Below are 22,551 nucleotides of genomic sequence, written 5' to 3'. Positions count from 1 at the left end.
GCGGCCCGCATGAACCAGCTGGAAAGCTTCCTGCACCGCGCCGAAGCGCTGCTGGCGCGGGTCGAGGCGCTGCTGCCGCCCGCCGCGCCGCGCGAGCCGGACTTCAAGCGCGGCTACGCGTTCCGCTGGCGCCGCCGCCAGGGCGTGAACGGCGGCGCGCATTACCTGCAGCCGGTGGCGCACGCATCGAGCATCCGCCTGCAGGACCTGCAGCACATCGGCCGCCAGAAGGAACAGATCGAGCAGAACACGCGCCAGTTCGTGACGAAGCGCCCGGCCAACAACGTGCTGCTCACGGGCGCGCGCGGCACCGGCAAGTCGTCGCTGATCAAGGCCTGCCTGAACGATTTCGCCAGCCAAGGGCTGCGCCTGATCGAGGTCGACAAGGCCGACCTGGCCGACCTGCCCGACATCGTCGACCTGGTGGCGGGGCGCCCGGAGCGCTTCGTGATCTTCTGCGACGACCTCAGTTTCGAGGAAGGGGAGGCCGGCTACAAGGCCCTGAAGGTGGCGCTCGACGGCAGCGTGGCGGCGCAGTCGGACAACGTGCTGATCTACGCGACCTCGAACCGGCGCCACCTGATGCCGGAAAAGATGTCGGACAATGCCGGCTACAAGCATGCCGACGACGGCGACCTGCACCCCGGCGAGACGGTCGAGGAAAAGATCTCGCTGTCCGAGCGCTTCGGCCTGTGGCTGTCGTTCTACCCGTTCAAGCAGGACGATTACCTGGACATCGTGGCGCACTGGCTGCGCAGCTTCGGCTGTGGCGACGAGCAGGTCGCCGCGGCGCGCCTGGAAGCGCTGCAGTGGGCGCTGGGACGCGGCTCGCGTTCGGGCCGCGTGGCCTGGCAGTTCGCCAAGGATTACGCGGGCAAGCTGCCGCAGGCGTTGCCGATGCAGGGGCAGGGCGATGCCTGAAGCGCGCGACGATCGACGCGCCACTGCAGGCGCTGGCGTGCCTGGCGCCGGCGACAAGTCCGGCAATAAGTCCGGCGCCGAGGCGGCCAGGCCGGTCGACGTCGCGGTGGGCGTGCTGATGCGTCCCAACGGCGACGTGCTGCTCGGCCAGCGGCCGGACGGCAAGCCGTATGCCGGCTATTGGGAATTCCCGGGCGGGAAGGTAGAGCCGGGCGAGGACATCTTCCACGCGTTGCAGCGCGAATTCGTCGAGGAACTCGGCGTGCGCGTGCTCAGCGCCGAGCCGTGGTGCTGCGTCGAACACGTGTACGAGCACGCGCACGTGCGCCTGTACTTCTACATCAGCCGTGAGTGGGAAGGCGAGCCGCAAGGCCTGGAAGGGCAGGCGTTCGCCTGGCAGGGGGCGTACGCGGTCAGTCCGCTGCTGCCGGCGACCATACCGTTGCTGGGGTGGCTGGATCAGGTTCGGTATCCGGCCGCATAAGGTGCCCGCCGACATATGCACGTCGTCCCCGCAAAGGCGGGGACCCATACATAGCTTCCGAAGTCGATATGCGAGCGTACCGGCTTCGTTGAATTCAGCATGGGTCCCCGCCTGCGCGGGGACGACGCTGGTGGGCATTACACACTACCGATACCACGCCCCCAACGGCATCTCCACCTTCGCCAGCGCGCGCAGCCGTTGGTACAGCAGCCTGGTCTCCAGCAGGTTGCAGATCCGCAGCGTGGCCTCCACCAGGTCGAACGGCTTGGTCAGGAAATCCTTGGCCCCCAGCGCCAGCGCGCGCCTTCTCGCTTCCTGGGTGACGTCGGCGGTCAGCACCATCACCGGGCGGAATTCGTCGGGCGGCGTATGGCGCTTCAGCTGTTCCAGCACGTCGTAGCCGTCCAGGCCGGGCATGGTGAGATCCAGCAGCACCAGGTCCGGGTCGAAGGCCGTCACCAGGTCGAGCACGCGGCGCGGGTCGACCGTGGAGACGACGTTGTCGAAGCCTTCGCGCGCCAGCATCTGTTCCAGCACCTGGATGTTGCCGGGCTGGTCGTCGACGATCAGGATGCGCATGCTCAGGATGTCGTTGGCGTTCATGCGAGCAGGCGGTCGAGGGTGGAAAAAAAGGCCGCCACGTTCAGCGGCTTGCTCAGGAAATCGTCGGCGCCGGCGGCGCGCACGCGCTCGGCGGTCGAGGGCAGGGCGTCGGCACTGAGCACGACCACCGGCGCCTGTCCGGCCGCGCCGGATGCGCGCAGGCGCGCCAGCACCTCTTCGCCCGTCATGTCGGGCAGGTGCAGGTCGAGCAGCACCAGTTCCGGTCCTTCCTCGCGCGCCACGCGCAGGCCATCCGCGCCGGTGACGGCGGAGACCAGCCGCAGGTCGGCGCGGCGCGCCATCAGGGTTTCCACCAGCGCCAGGTTGGAGCTGTTGTCTTCGATGTACAGGACGGTGCGGGCGCGCTGCCCCGTCGGCTGCGCGGCCGTCTGCACGAGCGCTTGCATCGGCGGCTGCACCGGCGCTTGCACGAGCGGCTGGAATGCGGCCGGCGCACCGGCGGGCGCATCGGCGGCCTGCAGTTCGATCCAGAAGCGGCTGCCCTGGCCGGGGGTACTGTCGACGCCGATCGTGCCGCCCATGGCGTCGGCCAGGTGCTTGGACAGCGCCAGCCCGAGGCCGCTGCCCTCGACCGGGCGCTGCTCGGCGCCCAGGCGGTCGAACGGCGTGAACAGCCTGCCCTGCAGCCGGGCCGGGATGCCGGGGCCGGTGTCCGTCACGTCGATGCGCACCCGGCCGCCGTCCGGGGATGGGTGGACATGCGCGCCGATGCGCACGCTGCCACCGGGCCGGTTGTACTTGACCGCATTGGACAGCAGGTTGAGCGTCACCTGCAGCAGGCGCTTGCGGTCGGCCAGCACGGCGGTCGCGCCGTGCCGGTCCTGGGGGCCGTGCAGGACGATGCCGTGGCGCTGCGCCTGCGGCAGCGTCAGCGCCAGCGCCTCGCGCAGCAGGCCGTGCACGTCGACCGCTTCCTGCGCCAGGTCGAGGTGGCCGGCTTCGATGCGGGTGATGTCGAGCATCTCGTCGATCAGGCCGAGCAGGTGGCGGCCGGCGCCCAGGATCTGCGCGGCGCCCTGGCGCGTGGGCGGGTCGTGCGCATCCTGCTCCAGCACCTGGGCGAAGCCGAGGATCGCGTTCAGCGGCGTGCGCAGTTCGTGGCTGGTGCGCGATAAGAACTCGGTCTTGGCGCGGTTGGCGCTTTCGGCCTCGCGGTGGGCGCGCTGGGCCTCGGCCGAGCGCGCCGCCAGCAGGCTGCTGGCCTGGGCCATGCCGGCGCCCAGCCGTCCCAGCTCGTCGGCGGCGCCCGCCACCGGCAACAGGGATTCGCCGCGCTCCAGGCGGCGCGCGTTGTCCGCCAGCGCCTGCACCCGGCCCACGATCCCGCGCGAAAACAGCAGCACCGCGAACAGGGCGCCGGCCACGCCGGCCGCGCCGGCAACGAAGGTCGCCATCATGGCGCGGTTGTGCACCTCGCTGGCGAACCCCATGCTCTGCTGGCGCAGCAGCATCTCGCGCGCCAGCATCGCCCCGATCTCGTCGCGCAGCCGGTCCAGCAAGGCTTTATTCGAGATCAGGATCGGAACCAGCTGCGGCGGCGGCGTGCTCGGGCCCAGCTTGACCAATTCGGCCAGGCCCTGGCGCTTCTGTTCCGACAGCAGCGTCAGGCGGCCGAAGCGCTCGGCCTGTTCCGGGTCGCGGATGCGCGAGCGCAGCCGCGCCAGGGTGCGCGGCAATTCCACGTTGGCGACCCGGTAGCGGTCGAGGAAGTTGTCGACGCCGGTCAGCAGGTAGCCGCGCACGCCGGTGGCCGCTTCCGCCAGCAGCGTGTGCACTTCCTGGATGTCGTGCTGGATCTGCAGCACGCGCTGCACGTCTTCCTGGGCGCGCTCGGTCTGGCGCCCGATCACGTAGCCGGACACCAGCGCGCCGAACAGCACCGCCAGCGGAAAGGCGATCACGATCAATCCCTTGGTGCGCAGCGGGCGGTCGGCCCACCACGACGCCATCGCGCCGATCACGCGCATCATGGTTTGATTCCCGAGCCGACGAAGCCCAGCTCCACCGCCAGCGCCGCGGCTTGCGTGCGGTCGCCCAGCGCCAGCTTGTGGATGATGCGCTCCACGTGCACCTTCACCGTGCCGGTGGCGATGCCCAGCTTCCGGCCGATGTCGGCATTGGTCAAGCCCTGCGGCAGCAGGGCCAGCACCTCGCGTTCGCGCGCGGTGAGCGGCGCCAGCACCTGCTCGATGCGGCGCGCCGCCTGCACCGGACGGATCGCCGCGCCGTCGTGCGCCGCCATGGCCAGCATGGTGCACAGGGTTTCCAGCGTCTGCAGGTCGCTCGGGTCGGGGTCGGCCAGCGCCTTGCGGCTGACCAGGGCCAGCACGCCGGCGGTCGCGCCGCGCGCCGTCAGGGGCAGCAGGATCTCCATGCCGACGACGCCGCCGGCCGGCAGCGGCAGGCGCGAGACCACGTTGCGCCGCACGAGGTGGCTCGAGGTATGGCCTGCAAGGTGGTCCGCGATGCGGCCTGTGATTCGGCCGGCATCCGGCTTCAGCACCGCCGCCAGCGCGCCGTCCGCCGTGAAGCGCGCCCCGGCCGGCAGCACCGGTCCCCTGGACGCCCTGATGCGCAGCGCGTCCGCCTCGCACAGCAGCAGCGCGCCCGCTTCGAAGGCGGAAAACTCCAGCGCCAGGCCGAGTACGGCGGCCATGGCATCGTCGCCGCCGGCGCCGGCCAGCACACGGCCGGCATCACACAGCACGCGCAGGCGGGCACTATTGGACTGGTCGCTGCGGTAGCGTTCGCGCAGCGCACGGGCGCTCGGCGGCGCGTCTGTCAATACGTTCTGGTCCATACGCCGCAGTATATGCCATTCGACATATGCCGGGTTAGGCTTGATGGCAGACTGCGGCATGCGCCGGTTTCTCTAAAGTGGGTCCTGTCGCGCCAACAACGTATTTCGATAGACGCGACGTACCGAAAGCCACCCTAGGAGAATTGTCGTGAAACGTGTTCTGATCATTGCTGCCATGCTCGCCGCCGCTGCCACCGCCACCGTCCAGGCCCGCGACCTGCCCAAGGTCTATGGCGAGGAAGCCACCGTACCCGCCAACGGCGCGGAAAAGGAGATCGCGGCACTGTTCGACCATTGGGAAGCGGCGCTGGAAACCGGCAAGCCGGAAGAGATGGTCAAGCTGTATGCCAGGGATGGCGTGCTGCAGCCGACCGTGTCGAACCGCGTGCGCACCACGCCGGCCGATATCCAGGATTACTTCGTGCACTTCATGGCGCTCAAGCCGCACGGCCACATCAACTACCGCCAGATCCGCCTGCTGGGTCCGGACACCGCGCTCGACAGCGGCGTCTACACCTTCGACATCGTCCGCGACGGCAAGCCGGCCAAGGTGCAGGCGCGCTACACCTACGTGTACGAAAAGATCGGCGGCGAGTGGAAGATCATGAACCACCATTCGTCGGCGATGCCGGAGCAGGTGGTGGTGGAAAAAGTCGTGGCTGAAAAGGTGGCGGCGAACTAATCGTCGCGGTCGTCGGCTGCGCGGCCGTTCATGCGGCGCCGCGCCCGGTTGCGCCGTATGCGGTCGGCCAGCGCGGCGATGCGCTGGCGGCTCCCCTCCTGCGGGCGGCGCCGCCAGCGCTCCGGCAGGCAATCGGCGGCATCGGAGGCGCAGTCGAGCGCGTCGCACACCTTCCCGGCGCCGCTGCGCGCATGCGCGTCGCAGCCGGGCAGGTCGCAATCGCACGACGGCACGTCGCAGAAGCCGCCCTGGCGGCCCGGCAGCGGGGGGCGAACCTGCGCACGCCGGCCCGGCGGCGCGGCGGCGCCAGGCGTGCCCGATAGCGCGAGCGGCGCGGGCGGCGCGCGCCGGTGCACCTGGCCGCACAGCGCCAGGCGGCGGTCGAGCAGGCCGAGTCCACGGCGCAGGCCGAAGCGTTCGATCACGCGGTAGCCGTAGGCCGAGCAGCTGTCGGCGCCGGTGGCGGCGCGCAGGGCGCAGCAGAATCCCTTGTGCGGCGACAGCCAGCGCTGGTAGGCGCGGATCGCGGCCAGCGCGCACCGCGTGGCCCAGGCGCCGCTCACGTATGAATGAAGCGTCCGCCCGCGAAGGCCCAGTTTTCCCAGGCGGTTTCCTTGAACACCACCATCACGTTCTCGGGGTCCAGGCCGGCCGCGCGCAGCCGGTCCATCAGTTCGCCCAGCAGCTTTTTCTTGACCTTGACGCTGCGCCCGACCGACCACAGGATCTCGATCAGCACGAAGTCCCCGTTGCGCGCGCCGGCGACGTCGGGATAGGCGGGGTCGTAGCGGAAGTCGGCGGCGTCCAGCTCCAGCACGCGCTGGAACTTGTCGGTATCCGGCACGCCGCTCGACACCAGGCTGGCATGCACGGCATCCAGCACGGCCGACTTGAATTCGCTGCTTTTCGGTTTGCGGACGGTCAGGGTCACGAGCGGCATGATTTCTCCAAAACGGATGCAGGAGCGCGCGATGCGCACCCTGGGAAGCCGGCCGTTCGGCCGTTCAGCGTTCGGGCGCGTCGTCGTCGCGCGTTTCTCCCGGCGACGAGCCCGGGATCGTGTACTTTTCTTCGGCCCAGGCGCCCAGGTCGATCTGCTTGCAGCGTTCGGAACAGAAGGGACGGTATGGATTGGCTGGCGTCCACTCGACCTTCTGGCCGCAGGTTGGACAGGATACGACGGTCATGACAGCGATTCTTTACAATGCGAAGGATTCAAAAATTGCAGAGCGTGAGCTCGAACGGCACGTCTTCTTCCAGCGGCTTGGGCTTCAGGTCGCCGCCCTGGGTGGTGAAGCGCACCCACAGCATGTACTTGTTGGCCGAGATCTCGGGGATCGCGCCCAGGTTCTCGTCCAGCGCCAGGCGCAGCATCTGGTACACCTTCCCCTGCAGCATCTGCTGGTAGCTGCCGGCCACGGCGATCATCTTGACCGGTCCGCCGGAATCGCGCAACAGGCGCAGCACCAGGGACAGCGCGTCGAACAGCGGCGCCAGCGGCGCGAACCAGGCCATGATGTCGGCGTAGCGCTGTCCGGCCGGGCGCTTTTGCCAGGCGTAGTAGGAGGGCAGGTCGAATTCGCAGGCGCCGCCGGGGATGATGGTGCGGCCGCGGATGCTCATCAGCCATTCGTTGTCGCGCACGTTCTGGCCGGTCTTGCCCTGGGCGTTCACCAGCGCGTTGCTGACGGTGTCGAGTTCGCCCAGCACCGCGTCCAGCATCTCGCTGGCGACGTTCGGATTGCTGCGGTAGGTGAGCAGGCTCTGCTTCTGGCGCTCCAGTTCCTGCAGCAGGTCGGACTTCAGGTCGGCGCGGCCGGCCACTTCCAGCATGTCGAAGATCGTCGCGAGCGCGACATGGTGCTGCAGCGGGTGTTCCTGATCGACGAAGAATTTGAACTTGCCGTACAGGTCTTCCAGCCGCAACAACGTGCGAATGCGCTCGTTGAATGGGTATTCGTAGACGATCAAAATGACATTCCTTTGAATGAAGAATCCACCATCAAAATGGATTCTCGGCAGGCGTGCGCATGCCGGCGGTACTGGACTGACGAGCAACCCCGTGATTCTGAACCATGATGGCCAAAATTACAAACGTCCGTTCACTGCGGTTTTCGATCTTGCCACTTCATCAAGGTAAAAGGCGTGCAGGCGTTCCACCTGCGGCAACAGGGCCTCGGTGCCGGCATCGTTGACGATCACGTCGTCGGCTTCCTGCAGGCGGCGCGCGCGCGTCACCTGCGCCGCCATGATGGCGCGCACCTGCGCTTCCGGCAAGCCGTTCCTGGCCATCACGCGCCGCACCTGCACCTCTTCCGGGCAGTCGATCGCCAGCACGCGCGCGACACGCTCGCGCCAGCTGCCGGATTCGATCAGCAGCGGCACCACGAACAGCACGTAGGGTCCGGTCGCCGCCAGCGCGGCCGCCGCGGTGGCGGCGCGGATGCGCGGATGCAGGATCGCTTCCAGGCGCGCGCGCGCATCGGGATCGTCGAACACCAGCTTGCGCATGCGCGCGCGGTCGAGCGCGCCGTCCGGCGTGGCGTAGCCGGGGCCGAAGGCCTCGACCAGCGCCGGCATGGCCGCGCCCTGCGGCGCGGTGAGGGAATGGGCGATCAGGTCGGTGTCGACGACGCTGGCGCCGCGCGCGGCGAACAGGTCGGCGACGGTGGTCTTGCCGCAGCCGATGCCGCCGGTAAGGCCGACCGCGAAGGGGGGAGGTGAGGGAAGCGGGCCTTGTGGTTCCATGTGCATCTCCGGCCCGGCCGCGGGCCTAGACAGTCAGTCCCAGCAACAGGCGCATGACCGGTGTTCCGTAGAAGAGTGCGATGATACCAGCCCCGGCGAGATACGGGCCGAACGGAATTTGCTGCTCGGGCCGGATGCGCCTGAACAGGATCAGCGCGACGCCGACCACCGAGCCGACGCCGGCCGACATCAGGATCAGGGCGGGCAGCATGCTCCAGCCGAACCAGGCGCCGAATCCGGCCAGCAGCTTGAAGTCGCCTTCGCCCATGCCGATCTGGCCGCGCACCATCCGGTACAGGCGCGACACGGTCCACAGGAACAGGTAGCCGGCCACCGCCCCGATGACCGCATCGCGCAGCGGCACCAAGGTGCCGTTCAGGTTGACCAGCAGGCCGAGCCACAGCAGCGGGTAGGTGAGCACGTCCGGCAGGGTCTTGGTATCGTAGTCGATCAGCGTCAGCGCCACCAGGATGCAGCCGAACGCCAGCGCTGCCAGGCCGAGCCAGCCGCTGCCGAAATGCCAGACCAGCGCCGCCGCCAGCAGGCCGGTAACCGCTTCGACGATCGGATAACGCGGCGATATCGGCGCCTTGCACTGGCTGCACTTGCCGCGCAGGACCAGCCAGCTGACGATCGGGATGTTTTCCAGCGCCGTGATCTGGTGACCGCAGTGCGGACAGCGCGAGCGCGGCACCATCAGGTCGAAGCGGTCCTGGTGCGGCAACGCCGTGCCGGCCTGGTAGGCGATGTAATTGTCGATTTCGCGCTGGTCCATGATCGGCAGGCGGTGCACCACGACGTTCAGGAAGCTGCCGATCAGCAGGCCGACAAGTCCCGCGCCGACGCTGGCGAAGACGCTGGCCGGCGCGGCATCGGCAAAGGGGGCAGGCAGCGCGAACAGCGCCGCAGGGATGGCGAGCCAGCCGGTCCAGGCGCTGGCGGCTGCGGCCAGTTTGAACAAGCCATTGCCGATGAAGGATTTTCTGGTCAGTTGCTCCAGAAGGAAGTTGACTGTCCACAGCACCATGTAGGCGGCGAAAGCGCTGAAGACCGCGTCATGCAGCGGTGCGATGAAGCCGTTCAGGTTGGTCAGCAAACCCAGCCACAGTAATGGATAGACGAGATCGTCGGCAATGGTCCTGGTATCGAGCAGGATCAGCAGGATCGGTATCAGCAGATAGGCGCCTCCCAGCACTGCCAGGCCCGGCCAACCGCTGCCGAAATGCCACACGAGCGCCGCCGAGACCAGGCCGGTGATTGCTTCGACCAACGGGTAGCGTGCCGAAATCGGCGCCTTGCACTGGCTGCACTTGCCGCGCAGGACCAGCCAGCTGAGGATGGGGATGTTTTCCAGTGCCGTGATCCGGTGGCCGCAATGCGGGCAGCGCGACCGTGGCGTCATCAGGTTGAAGACGTCCTGGTGCGGCAATTCCTTGCCGCTTTCATCGGCGATGTAATTGTCGAGTTCGCGCTGCGACATGATCGGCAGGCGGTGCGCCACCACATTCAGGAAGCTGCCGATCAGCACACCGAAGAGGGCGGCAACGATGGTTGCCGCGACTGTCGCGGGCGCGGCAAAGAGGAACAAGTCCGGTTGCATAGGGAGTAAGTTGGCGAGGGTTTCTGTGAATCAACCTATTGTAGAAGTATTTGTGTCGCTTTGGAGCAATACCGAGGCATCGGCGCGACAGTATCGACAGCGGCGGCGTCAAAGGCATCGGCCGGACACCCATGGCGTCATCCGATTATTTAGATTATGATGAAACCAAGGTAATTCATCTCATCGACGGCGGGAGGCAACATGAGTGCGGCCCTGAAACAGGATACATCGGCGATTTCCACCTTGGCCGGTGCGCCCGAGGATGTGCGCAGGAAGCTCGAAAAGCTGGATGTCGAGCAGGTCGTGGCCCTCGGATTCGCCCCCGCCAGCGCGCGCGAGACCGAAGCCATCACCGAGACCATGGCCAACGTGGTCCACATCGTGCGGCGCCTGGTGGAAACACAGCGCCGCGAATCGCTCGAAATGATCGTCGAGGCGCTGGTGCCGAAGACGCCGCCCACGCCCAACGAACTCAAGGAAGCGGCCATGCTGGCGCGGGCGCGCACCGCGGTGATCGGCAGCGGCGACTGGCTGACCGCGGCGCAAGTCGCCGACATGGCGCAGTTCAGCGCCAGCAACCCCAGCGCCCAGCCCAACAAGTGGAAGCGCGACGGCGCCATCTTCGCCATCCGCCATCACGGCATCGATTATTTTCCCGCCTATGCGCTGGATGCGCACACCGGCTACCGCCCGCGCAAGGCCATGGCCGACATATTGAAGGCCTTCGGCGCCGCCAAGGATGGCTGGGGCCTGGCCTACTGGTTCATGTCCGACAACGGTTACCTGGGCGGCAAGCGCCCCAAGGACGTGCTGGCCGCCGACCCGCAACGGGTACTCGCCGCCGCCCGCGACGAACTGGAAGGCCCGCTCCATGGATGAGGCGGCAATTCTGCCGTCCGGCGATCTTCCGCCGCATGACTTGCACGTGTCGCGCACTACCTGGCCGCAAGACTGCCTCTTCCACCGCATCCACCTCGAGCGCTACGGCGCCGACGCCTTCAATCCCGGCATGCTGGGCAATGCCCGCTTCAGCCCGATCCAGGACGCCGCCGGCGCCCCGGTCCCGACCCTGTACGGCGGTGCCAGCTTCGTCTGCGCCGCCATGGAAACAGTGTTCCACGACGTGCCTTTCACGGCCGGCTTCAAGACCTACGACAAGGCCAAGCTGGCCGGACAGGTGCATTCGCGCCTGCGGCCGCTGCGCGACCTGGTGCTGGCCGACCTGGGCAGCAGGACGCTGCGCAAGCTGGGCGTGGCGCGCAACCGCCTGATCGACACCGACAAGGACCGCTATCCCGTCACGCGCCGCTGGGCCGCGGCCATCCACGCCGCCTGTCCCGACGTGCAGGGCCTGTGCTGGACCTCGCGCCAGGACGACAGCGCGCGCGCCATGGTGCTGTTCGGCGACCGCATCGCGCCCGCCACGCTGCGCCGCGAGGGCGCCACGCGCAGCCTGACCGCGGACCCGGCCGCGTACGGCGAACTGCTGGCGCTGGCACAGCAGATCGGCGTCGATATCGTGCCGGGCACGATGTCCTGACGTTTCATGTCCTGACGCTTTACAATCGGCGCAAGGAGGGTCGCAGCGATGAGCAGGTATACCCATGTGATCGGCAGCCGCACCTACGTATTCGCCGATTTGCGCGAATTGCTGGCCAAGGCCACGCCGGTGCGTTCCGGCGATTACCTGGCCGGCGTGGGCGCCGCCAGCGCCGAGGAACGCGTGGCCGCGCAGATGGCCCTGGCAGCGCTGCCGCTCACGCGCTTCCTCGACGAAGCCGTCATCCCCTACGAAGAAGACGAGGTCACGCGCCTGATCGTCGATACGCACGACGCCGCCGCCTTCCAGCCGGTCCGCCACCTGACGGTCGGCGACTTGCGCGACTGGCTGCTGGGCGACGCCGCCGACGGCGCCACGCTGGCACGGGTGGCGCCCGGCATCACGCCGGAAATGGCGGCGGCGGTCTCGAAGATCATGCGCATCCAGGACCTGGTGCTGGTGGCGCGCAAATGCCGCGTCGTCACGCGCTTTCGCAACACCATCGGCCTGGCCGGCACCTTGTCCACGCGCCTGCAGCCGAACCACCCGACCGACGACGCCTCCGGCATCGCCGCCAGCCTGTTCGACGGCCTGATGTACGGCGCCGGCGACGCCGTCATCGGTATCAACCCGGCCACCGACAACGTCGGGCAAGTGACGCGCATCGTCGGCATGCTCGACGAGATCATCGGCCGTTATGGCATTCCGACGCAAAGCTGCGTGCTGACCCACATCACCAACACCATCGCCGCGATCGAACGCGGCGCGCCGGTCGACCTGGTGTTCCAGTCGATCGCCGGCACGCAAGCCGCCAACGCCAGCTTCGGCATCGACCTGAAGCTGCTGGAAGAAGGACGCCAAGCCGCGCTGTCGCTGGGACGCGGCACGCTCGGCAGCAACGTCATGTATTTCGAGACCGGCCAGGGCAGCGCACTGTCGGCCGGCGCCCACCACGGCGTCGACCAGCAGACCTGCGAGGCGCGCGCCTACGCGGTGGCGCGACGGTATCAGCCGCTGCTGGTGAACACCGTGGTCGGCTTCATGGGGCCGGAATACCTGTACGACGGCAAGCAGATCACCCGCGCCGGCCTGGAAGACCATTTCTGCGGCAAGCTGCTCGGCCTGCCGATGGGCTGCGACGTCTGCTATACCAACCACGCCGAGGCCGACCAGGACGACATGGATGTTCTGCTGACCATGCTGGGCGCGGCCGGCTGCAACTTCGTCATGGGTATTCCGGGATCGGACGACATCATGCTGAACTACCAGACCACGTCGTTCCACGATGCGCTGTATGCGCGCCGGGTGCTGGGCCTGTCGCCGGCGCCGGAATTCGCGGCCTGGCTGCGCAGTATCGGCATCTTCGAAGGCGAGGGCGTGGCACAGCTGGGGCAGGGCGTGCCGGCGGCGTTCCAGGGCGCGCTGCTGCAACTGTCCGCAAAGGAGACCTCATGAGCGAGCCCACCGTGATCGACAATCCGTGGCAAGCGCTGCGCCGCTTCACCGGCGCGCGCATTGCCCTGGGCCGCGCCGGCATCAGCCAGCCGACCGCGGCGCAACTGGCGTTCCAGCTCGACCACGCGCGGGCGCGCGATGCGGTGCACCTGGCGCTGGACGTGCCGCGCCTGCGCCAGGCGTTGGAAGAGGGACTGCCGTCGCTGCCCGGGCCGTGCCTGCTGCTGCACAGCGCGGCGGCCGACCGTCACGTCTACCTGCAGCGGCCGGACCTGGGACGGCGGCTGGATGCGGCCTCGCGCGCGGCGTTGCACGCGCATGCGGCTTCGCGGGCCGGTGGATACGACCTGGCCGTGGTGCTGGCCGACGGCTTGTCGGCGCTGGCGATCGAGCAGAATGCCTTGCCCTTCCTGCAGGCGCTGCAGGCGCGCATCGCCGCGCAAGGGTGGTCGCTGGCGCCGCTGGCCATCGTCGGGCAGGGGCGGGTGGCGGTCGGCGACGAGGTCGGCGAATTGCTGGGGGCGCGGATGGTGGTGGTGCTGGTCGGCGAGCGGCCTGGTCTCAGCTCGCCCGACAGCATGGGGCTGTACATGACTTGGCAGCCGCGCGTGGGGCTGACTGACGAGAGCCGCAATTGCATTTCGAACGTGCGGCCGGCGGGGATGCAGTGTGCGGAAGCGGCGGCCAGGCTGCATTGGCTGCTGGCCGAGGCGTGGCGGCGCGGGGGGAGCGGGGTGGGGTTGAAGGATGAGTCGGGCGGGGACTTGATTACACCGTCACAGACTGGTAAGACTTTCTTGTTGTAACTACAAATAGTGCAATAGCCAAGCTATTTCATGGTGCTCTGAAAATTTATGCGCTAATAGTTTATTGCGTAATGTCAGTAATAAAGTCATTTACGATAAACGCAACAGTAAATAGCTAGTTGCGATAACGCATTATTTATCATTGATCGGTCGCCAATAATTCTTCCTTGGGTCAGCACCTGACTCGCTTATCCAGGAAGGAACAGACCATGGCAGAAGGCGATACAGCTCAGGCGCTCGACCTGATGCAATATACCCTTGTCACACGTGACCGCCCAATTGGCCTTGCCTTGGCACAGTCAGGAGGCCTACCTGCCGATCTGTTGCTACCGCAGCGGTTGATCGGAAAGGAAGCCATGTTCGATGGCTTCGTTTATCGCGTCTTGTGTGTTTCAAAAAATGCACAGTTAGCCCTGAAAGAATTTATCGGGTTGCCGGCTGAATTGCGTATCGTTACCGATAGGGGCCAACAGCGCCGCATTTGCGGCATCGTCACAGAGATGGCATCCGGCCAGAGCGATGGAGCACTCGCGACCTATCAACTCACGATACGCGATGCCTTATCGGTCATGGACAAGCGAATCAATACCCGCATATTCCGCAATCAGAACGAATTGGACGTCGTCAAAATAATTCTTGGCGAATGGCTCAAGCGCAGCGGTGTATTGTGTGCGAGCTTCGATTTTCATATCGAAGCTGGGCTCGACAGCAAATTTCCGAAACGCGAATTCATCATGCAGCATAACGAGTCCGATGCTGCGTTCATCCGGCGTCTGCTGCAACGACGTGGTATCGCATGGTTTTTTCGCAGTGGATTACCGCAGCGTGGCGATAGACATAATCAGGTCGATGCTATCGGCCATACCCTGGTCATGTTCAAGGACCCGCGTCGACTACCACGCAATATGGCGGAGAGCGTTCGTTTTCACCGTGATGCGGCTACCGAACAGCGTGATGCCGTCACCGGATGGAGTGCCGCACGTTACCTGCAACCTGGCAGTTCGTCCTTGCATAGTTGGGACTACAAACAGCCATCCGGTGGCGCGTTCATGGCAGCGCATTCACAATCCGTCGTCGACCAAGGCAAACGCGGGAACGAAGTGGCTGCCACGCTTGATGATTATTGCGTCATGGCGCCGCATGCTGGTAACGATGCACGTGACCTCGGCGAACTGGCCGATGCACGCATGGCGTACTATGAATATGAGGCCAAATCTTTTTTCGGCGAAGGCGGTATACGCGACTTTGCAGTGGGCGAATGGTTCAGTCTCGAAGGACATTCGGAAATCGATACCCATGTGGCAAGCGAACGCGAATTCGTGATCACGGCTCAGCAGATCGCGGCTGCCAATAATCTGCCTGTCGAGATCAGCGCCCGGGTCGCGCGTCTGTTCGGACGTAATGGTTGGGATCAGGGAGATTATGCGGTTTTCACCGACGACGCCAAGCGGCCGGTTCGTTACCAGTCGCGCTTCACCTGCGTGCGGCGCGGCATTCGCATCGTGCCGCCGCCTGCCATGCTGCTGCGCCCGGCATTACAGACGGCCATCGTGGTCGGTCCGGCCAAGGAAGAGGTGTGGTGCGACGAACTTGGGCGCGTCAAGATCCGTTTTGCGGAAATGCGTCCGCAAGACCATGCGCATGCAGGCGGTGCCGGCAGCGCCAATTCGGACGCAGACTCGGCTTGGGTACGTGTGGTGTCCGGCTGGGCCGGCAGTGCCATCGGCCCGCATGGAGAGGCCGGCACACGCTTGTTGCCGCCCGTTGGTACCGAAGTCCTGGTCGACTTCGCTGGCGGCGATCCTGACAAGCCTATCATCATCGGTCAGTTGTACAACAGTGCTGCGCCGCCACCTGCGTTTCGCCATGAAGGCGAACTACCGACAACCAGATACCAAGCAGGAATCCGCTCGCGCGAGGTGGGTGGCAAGCGCGGTAATCAGCTGCGGCTGGATGACACGTCGGGCCAGATCAGTGCGCAACTGGCAAGCGATCACGCCGCGACCGAGCTGAATCTCGGATACCTGACCGAGCCACGCCAGGATGGCAGGGCGGCGCCCCGCGGCGAAGGTGCGGAGTTGCGCAGCGAGGAAGCGATCGCCCTGCGCGCCGCCAAGGGCATCCTGCTCAGCAGCTGGAAATTACTCGGCGGTGCACGCACGAAAGGCAGCCAGCTTGCACGCGAGGATTTCCTGATGCTGCTGCGCGAATGCGGTGAACTGTGCACGTCTCTCGGCAAACATGCGGCTGAACACAACGGCCTACCGATCGATGGCAAGGAGCAGGACGAATTGCTGGCCTGCTTCAAGCAATGGGAGGACGGCAGCAATACCGCACCCGATGCGGTCGAGCCGGGCCAGCCGGTGATCGGGATCACCTCCCCGGCCGGCATCGGCTTCGCCAGCAGCAAGGCCATCGTCACCTACTCGGCACGCAATATCGATAGCGTGGCCCAGCGACACCTGCAACTGACCGCCGGCCAGCATATCGGCGTACATGCCGGCAAAGGGATTTCACTGTTCGCTCAAAACGATGGACTCAGTGCCATCGCCCATTTCGGCAAGCTGCTGCTTCAGAGCCAGCACGACGACACCGACGTCAACGCCGCCAAAAACCTGAAACTGAGCGCCACCGACGGCATGGCCACGATTTCCGCCAAGGTGATCCTGCTGGTGGCAGAAGACGGTTCTTTCCTGAAACTGGGCGACGGTGCGCCTGTGCTGGGCAGCAAACAGCCGCTCACGTTCCACGCGCCGGATTTTCTCTACGACGAACCGGAAACCATGGCGGCGCAATTCCCGGCTTTCGGCAAGGGCGGTGCCGATCAGAAGCTGGCGGTGCACTACGCACCTGGTATTCCGCTCGAGAACGGCGAACGGCCGCCCGGTGGCGCCGTCAAGGACGCGAAACTGAAGATTGCCCTCAGCGATGGTACTGCGCTTCAGGCGCGTAGTGGCGCCGACGGCAAATCCGACCTGATCGAGCGCGATGCGATGCACATGGCCGATATCGGTCTGTTGCGTGGTGGCGACCAATAATTTTCTGGAGCGAACATGAGCGGCAAGTATCCAAAACCGGAATACGTGGCGAGCCAGACCAGTACTGTGCTACAGCACAAGCGGGCCGCCGACAAGATCATCGAGCACCCACGTGACAAGCCGGGCAACATCATCATCATCCATGGCGTGAACGATGTCGGTAGTGGCTTTGGCGAGGTGGAAGAGGGCTTGTGCGCCGGGCTGGAACAGCGCTTGTTCCGCCATTTCAAGCCGGCGGCCTATACAGCACCGACCGACAAGGACGAGGTCGTGGACGACCCGGACCTGGTGTATTTCAAGCGCAAGACAAACAAGGAAACGGATAGCCCGGTAATTCCGTTTTACTGGGGTTTTCGGGAAGTCGGGAGCGAGACAAAAACCGTCAATGGCCAGAAGACCGATCGATACGGCAACCGCCTCGACAAGGATTTGTCGAAAGGCGGCGGCCCATTCGGCAATGCCACCAGCACGCTGCCCGATATGTGGAATCGCGGTGTCGGAGCACCGGTCGATGTGATGCGCGATCCTCTGCGGCCACTGAAGGATGGCCCCGGGCACATGTACATGGTGCTGGCCGCGCGCCGCATGGCGGCCCTGGTGTCGATGATCCGCGACTACGAACCCAAGGACACGGTGACGATTGTCGCCCACAGCCAGGGATGCCTCATCAGCTTGCTTGCCCAGGCATTCCTGATGGAAATGGGCGAGCGCACGGCCGACGCATTGATCCTTACGCATCCGCCGTACAGCCTGGAAGATGAATGGAAATTGGCTGCCAGTGCCGTCAGTTTATTTTCAGGCGGAACCGACGAAGTAATGAAGCCGCATTACGACAAGATTTCGGGAGTGCAAAGTTTGCATGGAAGATTACAGACGCTGGTCAACATCGTGCAGGGCATTGCGAAAGCCAAGGCAACGGCACCGGTTTTTGCACAGATCACCGAGACTGGTTGCAATGGCATGGTCGAAGGTCGCTGGAAGCCGGACGGCGACCGTGATAACCGGGGCAAGGTATATCTATATTTCAGCCCGGAGGACATGACAGTCGCATTGGAGAACATGCGCGGTATCGGCTGGCAAGGTATACCGGACCATATCGAAGGTTTACAGGCAAGTTACGAATCGGTGAAAAAGAAGTGGGGCCGTGGCGGCGATGTCGATATGGTGCGACGGCAGGAATGGACGCCGCACTCGGTCAAACGCCAGCCGCTGAAGGAGCTTGGCGACAGCTTCCGTCAGCGGGTGTTCACCGCCAAGCAGCGCCCGGATCCTCGCACCAGGAAAGCGGCACCGGTACTGGTCGGCCTGCCACCGCACGACTTCGTGCTGCGTGTGGCAGGCGAGGACGATCACGCGCACGTCGAGTCCAGCGGAAGAAGTTTGCGTAGTTCGCTGCCGATAGCCACATGGCCGCCACATCCTGAAGACAAACCCGAGCAACGACGTCTCGGTATCCGCACGATCAATGGCGAAGCACTGGCCAAGCCGTGCCTGGCCGATATGCGCGGCAACCAGATCGATGCCGACAGGATCCCGGCGAACTCGATGCATGCCAACCTGAAGCCTGCCGATCGCGGTCCATGCGAAGAAGTGGATCCTATCACTGCGGCGATCGCCGTCACCGCCAGTGGCGGACTCCAAGTGCAGCGCGAACAACGGCCGGACCCGACGCTGCGGAGCACATCCCCTGGCATCCAAGTCGGCCAAACCGGGCGGGTTCATTCTGGCGGCACGACACAAGACCTTGGCAAAGCGGAACTAGATCGGATGACGGCTTCATACAACAAGGAACGTTTTCCTGATGGTACCGACCCGAACGACAACTTTACCGTGATACGCGCCATTCGCTACCCGGACGGCAAGGTAATGGCGGACATCATGGAAAGCCCGAACGCGGCGCGCCGGCGCTGGCAACATGAAGTGTCCGCCAAATCCTTTCATAGCGCGATCTTTGACAGCCGCAAGAACCACAGCCAGGTGACGGCGTATGACGTTGCCATCGGCAGCGGCAAGGCATCGAGCGATCCCAATTTCTACGCCTACCTGTGTGCGGTGGCGGACTGGCGACTGAAAAATCCTCCGCCTAGGGACCAGCTTCGTCCAGGAATGATGATCTGGAGCGAATTCATTACAAAGTACAGCGCTTATCTCGGATGCGAGCCCAAGTGGCGACGTGAACTGATAGAAGGCAATGTGGCTTATTACAGCAGCGGACGATTGCCGACGTGTTTGCCCTTATTGACAGGAAAACTATGTGACATCGTGATATCGGAAACGAAGAGTGGAAGCCGGATCAACCGGCCGGATTTGCCGACGGAGAAAACATGAGTGCGCCGACTTTTGTTGAAGACAAGGTGGCGGTTAAGCAGCCCAAGGCCTGGCGCTATGTTGCCGGCGCGGTGGCGAGTTTTCCAATCGTGCTTCTACTGTGGCTGATGTTCGATTTTCAGGTATTGCACCCGGAATTATCCAATGCTGACATGGAGACGACGATGGACAAGATCAGGTGGTTCGGCGTGCCGCTGATAGCGGTTGCGCTGCTGTTCGGTACTGGTTGGCTGGTTGCGGCCTTCAGGGCCAATGCGCGTTCGCAAGAGTGGGAGCAAAAGACGCGGCATCTCAAGGACCAGGAAACGGCGGCGCATATGGAAAAGGTGCGCCGTGAATACGTGCTGGAAGTCATAGGCATGGGCGTCACGGTCGAGAAATACCGGCAGGGCAGGCTGTGGGATATCCTGCAGCAAGGAACGCCTTATACCAGCATCCGCGAGAAGGATCCCAACAAATACGAGTGGACGTCGGACGACAAGATTGGGGTGAGCGGCGGACGTGCGCTCGACGCGCTCGAGAACGGTGTCGAGCCGTCGCCGATGTTCTGGGGCGTGCCGACTTTTTATGCCGGGAGTGCCATCTTGGACCCTGCCGAAGAGCCCAGCGAGATACGGCCGATGGCGGGCATGGGAGCTAGTGCGGAAAACACGGGAATGGCATGGCATCTGTTCGTCACCGGACCATGGCAGCTTGGAGAGCGCCCTGATCAGTTGCTGGAGCAAGTGTTCGCGTTCTTTGATGCCCATCCGGACCTGCCTTATGCCGTTCTCATGGCCGACGACAGCTCGGTCGCGCGGCATATCTCACGCGCTCCCGGCAGTCCACCAATTATCACAGATGGTTATTTCATACCCGAGATGCCCGATTCAACCGCCGTTTTCGTCCTGGCGCGCCGTGAAAGAATCGAGCCGTTGCGCCCATACATCTGGAACGATCCGGACAACGACTATCTCCAGGAAAACCTGCGCAGGATGTATTACGCATTGAAGGACACGGTGCCCACGCCTGAAAAGCTCGCCAATAACGATGTATTCAATAGGAGTCGCCCGCCCACGGTTGCCGAATGGCTCACCGCCGCCGCTGCCTTCGCCAAGCGTCCAGTCTTCGACAAGAAAGAAGCCGACATCTCGCTGGCCGCTTTCCGCCGCTGGCTGAACGACCCTCCCAAGGATTGGAAACCGACGCCCTGGTTTCCCGTTCCGTGGAACCGCAACCAGATGCAAGCTTTCGACAATTTGCCGTCGCTGGGTTATATCCACCGTCCGGTCTTCGTCAAATTCGAGGACGGACACGGCCGGCCGGTCAAGCGCCGTGCCGACCGCCAAAAGATCCTGGAATCGGGCTGGCAGCAAGCCCTGCAAACCTTGCCGGCGGGCGAACGGGCCAAAGGCCCGGCGCGTATCGTCGGTGCATTCGGCAAGCAGGTGGAGCAGCAGCTCGCATTCGAAGGCACCCTATACAGTTATGCCGCGCAAGGCGGACCGGAAATCGACACCGGCAAGACCGCACAGTTCATCAATACCGATCACCGCATCGGCAATGCCGGAGCGAGCACGTTCTTCATGCAGATGGCGCTCGGCGTCATGGGCAGCTACATCGAAGGCGGTACGTCGGCCGCCGTCAACCTGCGCGATCCTGCCGGCGCAAGCATCGTGTTCATCAGCCCGCCGACCGAGGAAAGCCGCAAGAAACAGGGAAGGCGAGATGTGTTCAAACACAAAGTGACACCTGCTATCGATCCCGAAAACTATAAGCCACCCACGGTCGGTGAGGTCCTGCACACCGGTGCAGTGCCGGCAGAGTCGCAAAAGAGCGCGTCACAGCATTGAATTCAAAGCATGAAAAGGAACAACTATGCGTAAAGTGATTCGGCTGGGCGACACCACGTCCCATGGCGGCAAAGTGATCGGCACGGCCGCCAGCAATTTCAAGGTAGGAGGCATTCCTGTCGCCTGTGTCGGCGATTCCTGTACTTGTCCCATATCAGGGCATAACGGATGCAAGATCGTTAGCGGTTCGCCGCGTCATCACATCAAAGGCGTTTCGATCGCCTTTGAAGACGACGTGACCAGTTGCGGTGCGAAACTCAAGTCGAGTGTCGAAAATTTTCGCACGATATGATTGCGTAATACATATGACGCTACTCCGGCGCGTACGATGCTGCCGTCGCTTTCCCATTGATTTTTGGTTCGACAACACCAAGTCAAGCCAAGACCCAAAATTTGTCTTCCCAATATCAATGGTATCGCTCCCGGAGAACCCGATGAAACCCTACGTTATCTGCCACATGATGTCCTCGCTCGACGGCCACGCACTGACCGATGGCTGGGACCGCCCGTTCAAGAAAGCCGCAGGCGACCTCTACGAAAAACTGGCCCAGACTTTCGAGTTCGACGGCTGGATCTGTGGCCGCACCACGATGGAAGAAATCGCCCACGGCGAGGGCTATCCGAAAGGGCTGGCCAAGGCGCCGCTGCCGCGCACCCACTACTTTGCCAAGCGCGATGCGGACACGTATGCGATCGCCATCGATGGTCACGGCAAGGTGGCCTGGAAAAGCAATGAAGCGCTGGGTTCGCACGTGGTCGCCGTGCTGACCGAAGCGGTCGCCGACGATTACCTCGCCTACCTGCGCTCGATCGAGGTCTCCTACATTTTCGCCGGCAAGACCGACATCGACCTGGCGCTGGTGCTGCAGATCCTGTCCGACGAACTCGGCACGAAGCGCCTGGTGGTCGAAGGCGGCCCCCACGTGAGCGGCTCGTTCGTGAATGCCGGCCTGGTCGACGAGGTCAGCGTGCTGATCCTGCCGCTGGTCGACGGGCGCGGCGAGCACCCGTCATCGTTCGAAATCGCCAAGGAGGCGTGGACCAGGCCGAGCTACCTGACCTTGGCCTCGGCCGATGTGCAGGAAGGCGGCGCCGTCTGGCTGCGCTACAAGCGCCACTGAGGCGCTGCTTGCATCGACTGTGTTCCCGCTCGCGCTTTCCGCTCGTGCTTGGTGCGTCACCGTACTCACACAGGGCGTGGCTTGCTTTAATCTGATGCCACTGTCTGTTTCAGTAATTTATTGACAACTTCATCAGGAAACTTACCATGGCATTCAACAACACCATCGTCTGGCTCGACCACACCAAAGCCCAAGTCATCCATTTCGACAAGGATGCGTCGGATACCGAATCGTTCAAGACGCATTCGAGCCATCCGCATCCGCATCAGAAGCATGGCGACAACCATGTGAATGGCGACGACAACACACTGTTTCACAAGGATATCGCGAACGCATTGACGGACAGCCAGCAGATCCTGGTGGTCGGTCCTTCGGAAGAAAAGAAAGTGTTCGTTACCTATCTGACCGAGAAAATGCCGGCGATCGCCGCCAAGATCAAGGCCGTCGAAACCGTCGATCACCCGTCGGAAGGCCAGTTGCTGGCCTACGCCCGTGAGCATTTCGTGAGCAGTGGCGGCATGCGCTAAATCGCAAGCCTGAAAGTGCGCGTCGCTTTGCCTTCAGGCGAATGG

22 protein-coding genes and 1 pseudogene are annotated in these 22,551 nt (G+C 64.3%); 13 read left to right on the top strand and 10 right to left on the bottom strand.

Features of this window, described 5'->3' with window-relative positions; translation table 11 throughout:
• The first annotated feature begins 9 nt into the window (after positions 1-9).
• Both HH212_RS03480 and HH212_RS03475 read left to right on the top strand, forming a co-directional pair.
• Positions 10-921: an ATP-binding protein gene (locus HH212_RS03480; protein WP_169434105.1), complete on the top strand. Its 912-nt coding sequence runs from the start codon at positions 10-12 to the stop codon at positions 919-921.
• 37 nt (positions 922-958) lie between these two features.
• Positions 959-1,405: an NUDIX domain-containing protein gene (locus HH212_RS03475; RefSeq protein WP_255486925.1), complete on the top strand. Its 447-nt coding sequence runs from the start codon at positions 959-961 to the stop codon at positions 1,403-1,405.
• Positions 1,406-1,549: 144 nt separating this feature from the next.
• Here the strand turns inward: HH212_RS03475 and HH212_RS03470 are convergent, their stop codons facing one another.
• The 3 genes from HH212_RS03470 to HH212_RS27655 are packed head-to-tail and all read right to left on the bottom strand — an operon-like array spanning position 1,550 to position 4,814.
• Positions 1,550-2,008: a response regulator gene (locus HH212_RS03470; protein ID WP_169434103.1), complete on the bottom strand. Its 459-nt coding sequence runs from the start codon at positions 2,006-2,008 to the stop codon at positions 1,550-1,552.
• Entirely contained in the window at positions 2,005-3,999 is a 1,995-nt protein-coding gene (locus HH212_RS03465; protein ID WP_211172450.1) for an ATP-binding protein, read from the bottom strand. Before HH212_RS03465 ends, HH212_RS03470 begins: the two co-directional genes overlap by 4 nt.
• Positions 3,996-4,814: a helix-turn-helix transcriptional regulator gene (locus HH212_RS27655; RefSeq protein ID WP_308633242.1), complete on the bottom strand. Its 819-nt coding sequence runs from the start codon at positions 4,812-4,814 to the stop codon at positions 3,996-3,998. Before HH212_RS27655 ends, HH212_RS03465 begins: the two co-directional genes overlap by 4 nt.
• A gap of 163 nt (positions 4,815-4,977) precedes the next feature.
• Between HH212_RS27655 and HH212_RS03455 the strand changes: the two genes are divergently transcribed.
• Positions 4,978-5,511 (top strand): SgcJ/EcaC family oxidoreductase, encoded by a 534-nt coding sequence (locus HH212_RS03455; RefSeq protein ID WP_229217547.1) that lies wholly within the window; start codon positions 4,978-4,980, stop codon positions 5,509-5,511.
• Here HH212_RS03455 and yidD read toward each other — a convergent pair.
• The 7 genes and pseudogenes from yidD to HH212_RS27790 all read right to left on the bottom strand — a co-directional run.
• The gene (gene yidD, locus HH212_RS27035) at positions 5,508-6,074 is read right to left on the bottom strand and encodes a membrane protein insertion efficiency factor YidD (RefSeq protein ID WP_211172449.1); all 567 of its coding nucleotides are present in this window, start codon (positions 6,072-6,074) and stop codon (positions 5,508-5,510) included. The two genes, HH212_RS03455 and yidD, sit on opposite strands and share 4 nt — an antisense overlap.
• Positions 6,071-6,451 carry a tautomerase family protein gene (locus HH212_RS03445; RefSeq protein ID WP_169434102.1) on the bottom strand — a complete coding sequence of 127 codons (381 nt, stop codon included), beginning with the start codon at positions 6,449-6,451 and terminating at the stop codon, positions 6,071-6,073. Before HH212_RS03445 ends, yidD begins: the two co-directional genes overlap by 4 nt.
• Positions 6,452-6,515: 64 nt before the next feature.
• A complete protein-coding gene (gene yacG / locus HH212_RS03440; RefSeq protein WP_169434101.1) occupies positions 6,516-6,698 on the bottom strand; it encodes a DNA gyrase inhibitor YacG in 183 nt (60 codons plus the stop codon).
• A 28-nt stretch (positions 6,699-6,726) separates the two neighbouring features.
• Positions 6,727-7,482, bottom strand: a complete 756-nt coding sequence (gene zapD / locus HH212_RS03435; protein WP_169434100.1) for a cell division protein ZapD — start codon at positions 7,480-7,482, stop codon at positions 6,727-6,729.
• Positions 7,483-7,599: 117 nt separating this feature from the next.
• Entirely contained in the window at positions 7,600-8,259 is a 660-nt protein-coding gene (gene coaE / locus HH212_RS03430) for a dephospho-CoA kinase (protein ID WP_169434099.1), read from the bottom strand.
• A 25-nt stretch (positions 8,260-8,284) separates the two neighbouring features.
• Entirely contained in the window at positions 8,285-9,454 is a 1,170-nt protein-coding gene (locus tag HH212_RS27650) for a prepilin peptidase (RefSeq protein WP_370663928.1), read from the bottom strand.
• Positions 9,455-9,490: 36 nt separating this feature from the next.
• Positions 9,491-9,859: pseudogene (locus HH212_RS27790) on the bottom strand (prepilin peptidase); the annotation flags it as partial.
• Between the two features lie 201 nt (positions 9,860-10,060).
• Here HH212_RS27790 and HH212_RS03415 point away from each other — a divergent pair.
• The 10 genes from HH212_RS03415 to HH212_RS03370 all read left to right on the top strand — a co-directional run bounded on the left by HH212_RS03415 (position 10,061) and on the right by HH212_RS03370 (position 22,506).
• Positions 10,061-10,738 (top strand): hypothetical protein, encoded by a 678-nt coding sequence (locus HH212_RS03415; RefSeq protein ID WP_169434098.1) that lies wholly within the window; start codon positions 10,061-10,063, stop codon positions 10,736-10,738.
• A 46-nt stretch (positions 10,739-10,784) separates the two neighbouring features.
• Positions 10,785-11,399 (top strand): RES family NAD+ phosphorylase, encoded by a 615-nt coding sequence (locus HH212_RS03410; protein ID WP_229217546.1) that lies wholly within the window; start codon positions 10,785-10,787, stop codon positions 11,397-11,399.
• Positions 11,400-11,447: 48 nt separating this feature from the next.
• Positions 11,448-12,854: an ethanolamine ammonia-lyase subunit EutB gene (locus tag HH212_RS03405; RefSeq protein WP_169434096.1), complete on the top strand. Its 1,407-nt coding sequence runs from the start codon at positions 11,448-11,450 to the stop codon at positions 12,852-12,854.
• Positions 12,851-13,660, top strand: a complete 810-nt coding sequence (gene eutC, locus HH212_RS03400; RefSeq protein WP_169434095.1) for an ethanolamine ammonia-lyase subunit EutC — start codon at positions 12,851-12,853, stop codon at positions 13,658-13,660. The genes HH212_RS03405 and eutC overlap by 4 nt, the downstream gene beginning before the upstream one ends.
• A 209-nt stretch (positions 13,661-13,869) precedes the next feature.
• Complete coding sequence (locus HH212_RS03395; protein ID WP_229217545.1) at positions 13,870-16,698, top strand: type VI secretion system Vgr family protein; 2,829 nt, start codon at positions 13,870-13,872, stop codon at positions 16,696-16,698.
• A gap of 15 nt (positions 16,699-16,713) precedes the next feature.
• Positions 16,714-19,026, top strand: a complete 2,313-nt coding sequence (locus HH212_RS03390; RefSeq protein ID WP_169434094.1) for a T6SS effector phospholipase Tle3 domain-containing protein — start codon at positions 16,714-16,716, stop codon at positions 19,024-19,026.
• On the top strand, positions 19,023-20,858 hold the full coding sequence (locus HH212_RS03385; protein ID WP_169434093.1) for a type VI lipase adapter Tla3 domain-containing protein: 1,836 nt from the start codon (positions 19,023-19,025) through the stop codon (positions 20,856-20,858). Before HH212_RS03390 ends, HH212_RS03385 begins: the two co-directional genes overlap by 4 nt.
• 25 nt (positions 20,859-20,883) lie before the next feature.
• Complete coding sequence (locus HH212_RS03380; protein WP_169434092.1) at positions 20,884-21,150, top strand: PAAR domain-containing protein; 267 nt, start codon at positions 20,884-20,886, stop codon at positions 21,148-21,150.
• Between the two features lie 142 nt (positions 21,151-21,292).
• Positions 21,293-21,979, top strand: a complete 687-nt coding sequence (locus HH212_RS03375; RefSeq protein ID WP_169434091.1) for a dihydrofolate reductase family protein — start codon at positions 21,293-21,295, stop codon at positions 21,977-21,979.
• 146 nt (positions 21,980-22,125) lie between these two features.
• Entirely contained in the window at positions 22,126-22,506 is a 381-nt protein-coding gene (locus HH212_RS03370; RefSeq protein ID WP_169434090.1) for a translational machinery protein, read from the top strand.
• The last annotated feature ends 45 nt before the right edge of the window (positions 22,507-22,551 follow it).

Source organism: Massilia forsythiae (assembly GCF_012849555.1).
Taxonomy (GTDB): domain Bacteria; phylum Pseudomonadota; class Gammaproteobacteria; order Burkholderiales; family Burkholderiaceae_D; genus Telluria; species Telluria forsythiae.
This window is presented reverse-complemented; position numbering and strand designations above follow the sequence as displayed.

Bases quoted from the DNA above. Each gene is read 5' to 3' on its own strand.
- HH212_RS03480 (WP_169434105.1), top strand. From the start codon at position 10: ATGAACCAGCTGGAAAGCTTCCTGCACCGCGCCGAAGCGCTGCTGGCG.
- HH212_RS03470 (WP_169434103.1), bottom strand. From the start codon at position 2,008: ATGAACGCCAACGACATCCTGAGCATGCGCATCCTGATCGTCGACGAC.
- HH212_RS03465 (WP_211172450.1), bottom strand. From the start codon at position 3,999: ATGATGCGCGTGATCGGCGCGATGGCGTCGTGGTGGGCCGACCGCCCG.
- HH212_RS03445 (WP_169434102.1), bottom strand. From the start codon at position 6,451: ATGCCGCTCGTGACCCTGACCGTCCGCAAACCGAAAAGCAGCGAATTC.
- yacG (WP_169434101.1), bottom strand. From the start codon at position 6,698: ATGACCGTCGTATCCTGTCCAACCTGCGGCCAGAAGGTCGAGTGGACG.
- coaE (WP_169434099.1), bottom strand. From the start codon at position 8,259: ATGGAACCACAAGGCCCGCTTCCCTCACCTCCCCCCTTCGCGGTCGGC.
- HH212_RS03415 (WP_169434098.1), top strand. From the start codon at position 10,061: ATGAGTGCGGCCCTGAAACAGGATACATCGGCGATTTCCACCTTGGCC.
- HH212_RS03405 (WP_169434096.1), top strand. From the start codon at position 11,448: ATGAGCAGGTATACCCATGTGATCGGCAGCCGCACCTACGTATTCGCC.
- eutC (WP_169434095.1), top strand. From the start codon at position 12,851: ATGAGCGAGCCCACCGTGATCGACAATCCGTGGCAAGCGCTGCGCCGC.
- HH212_RS03395 (WP_229217545.1), top strand. From the start codon at position 13,870: ATGGCAGAAGGCGATACAGCTCAGGCGCTCGACCTGATGCAATATACC.
- HH212_RS03390 (WP_169434094.1), top strand. From the start codon at position 16,714: ATGAGCGGCAAGTATCCAAAACCGGAATACGTGGCGAGCCAGACCAGT.
- HH212_RS03385 (WP_169434093.1), top strand. From the start codon at position 19,023: ATGAGTGCGCCGACTTTTGTTGAAGACAAGGTGGCGGTTAAGCAGCCC.
- HH212_RS03380 (WP_169434092.1), top strand. From the start codon at position 20,884: ATGCGTAAAGTGATTCGGCTGGGCGACACCACGTCCCATGGCGGCAAA.
- HH212_RS03375 (WP_169434091.1), top strand. From the start codon at position 21,293: ATGAAACCCTACGTTATCTGCCACATGATGTCCTCGCTCGACGGCCAC.
- HH212_RS03370 (WP_169434090.1), top strand. From the start codon at position 22,126: ATGGCATTCAACAACACCATCGTCTGGCTCGACCACACCAAAGCCCAA.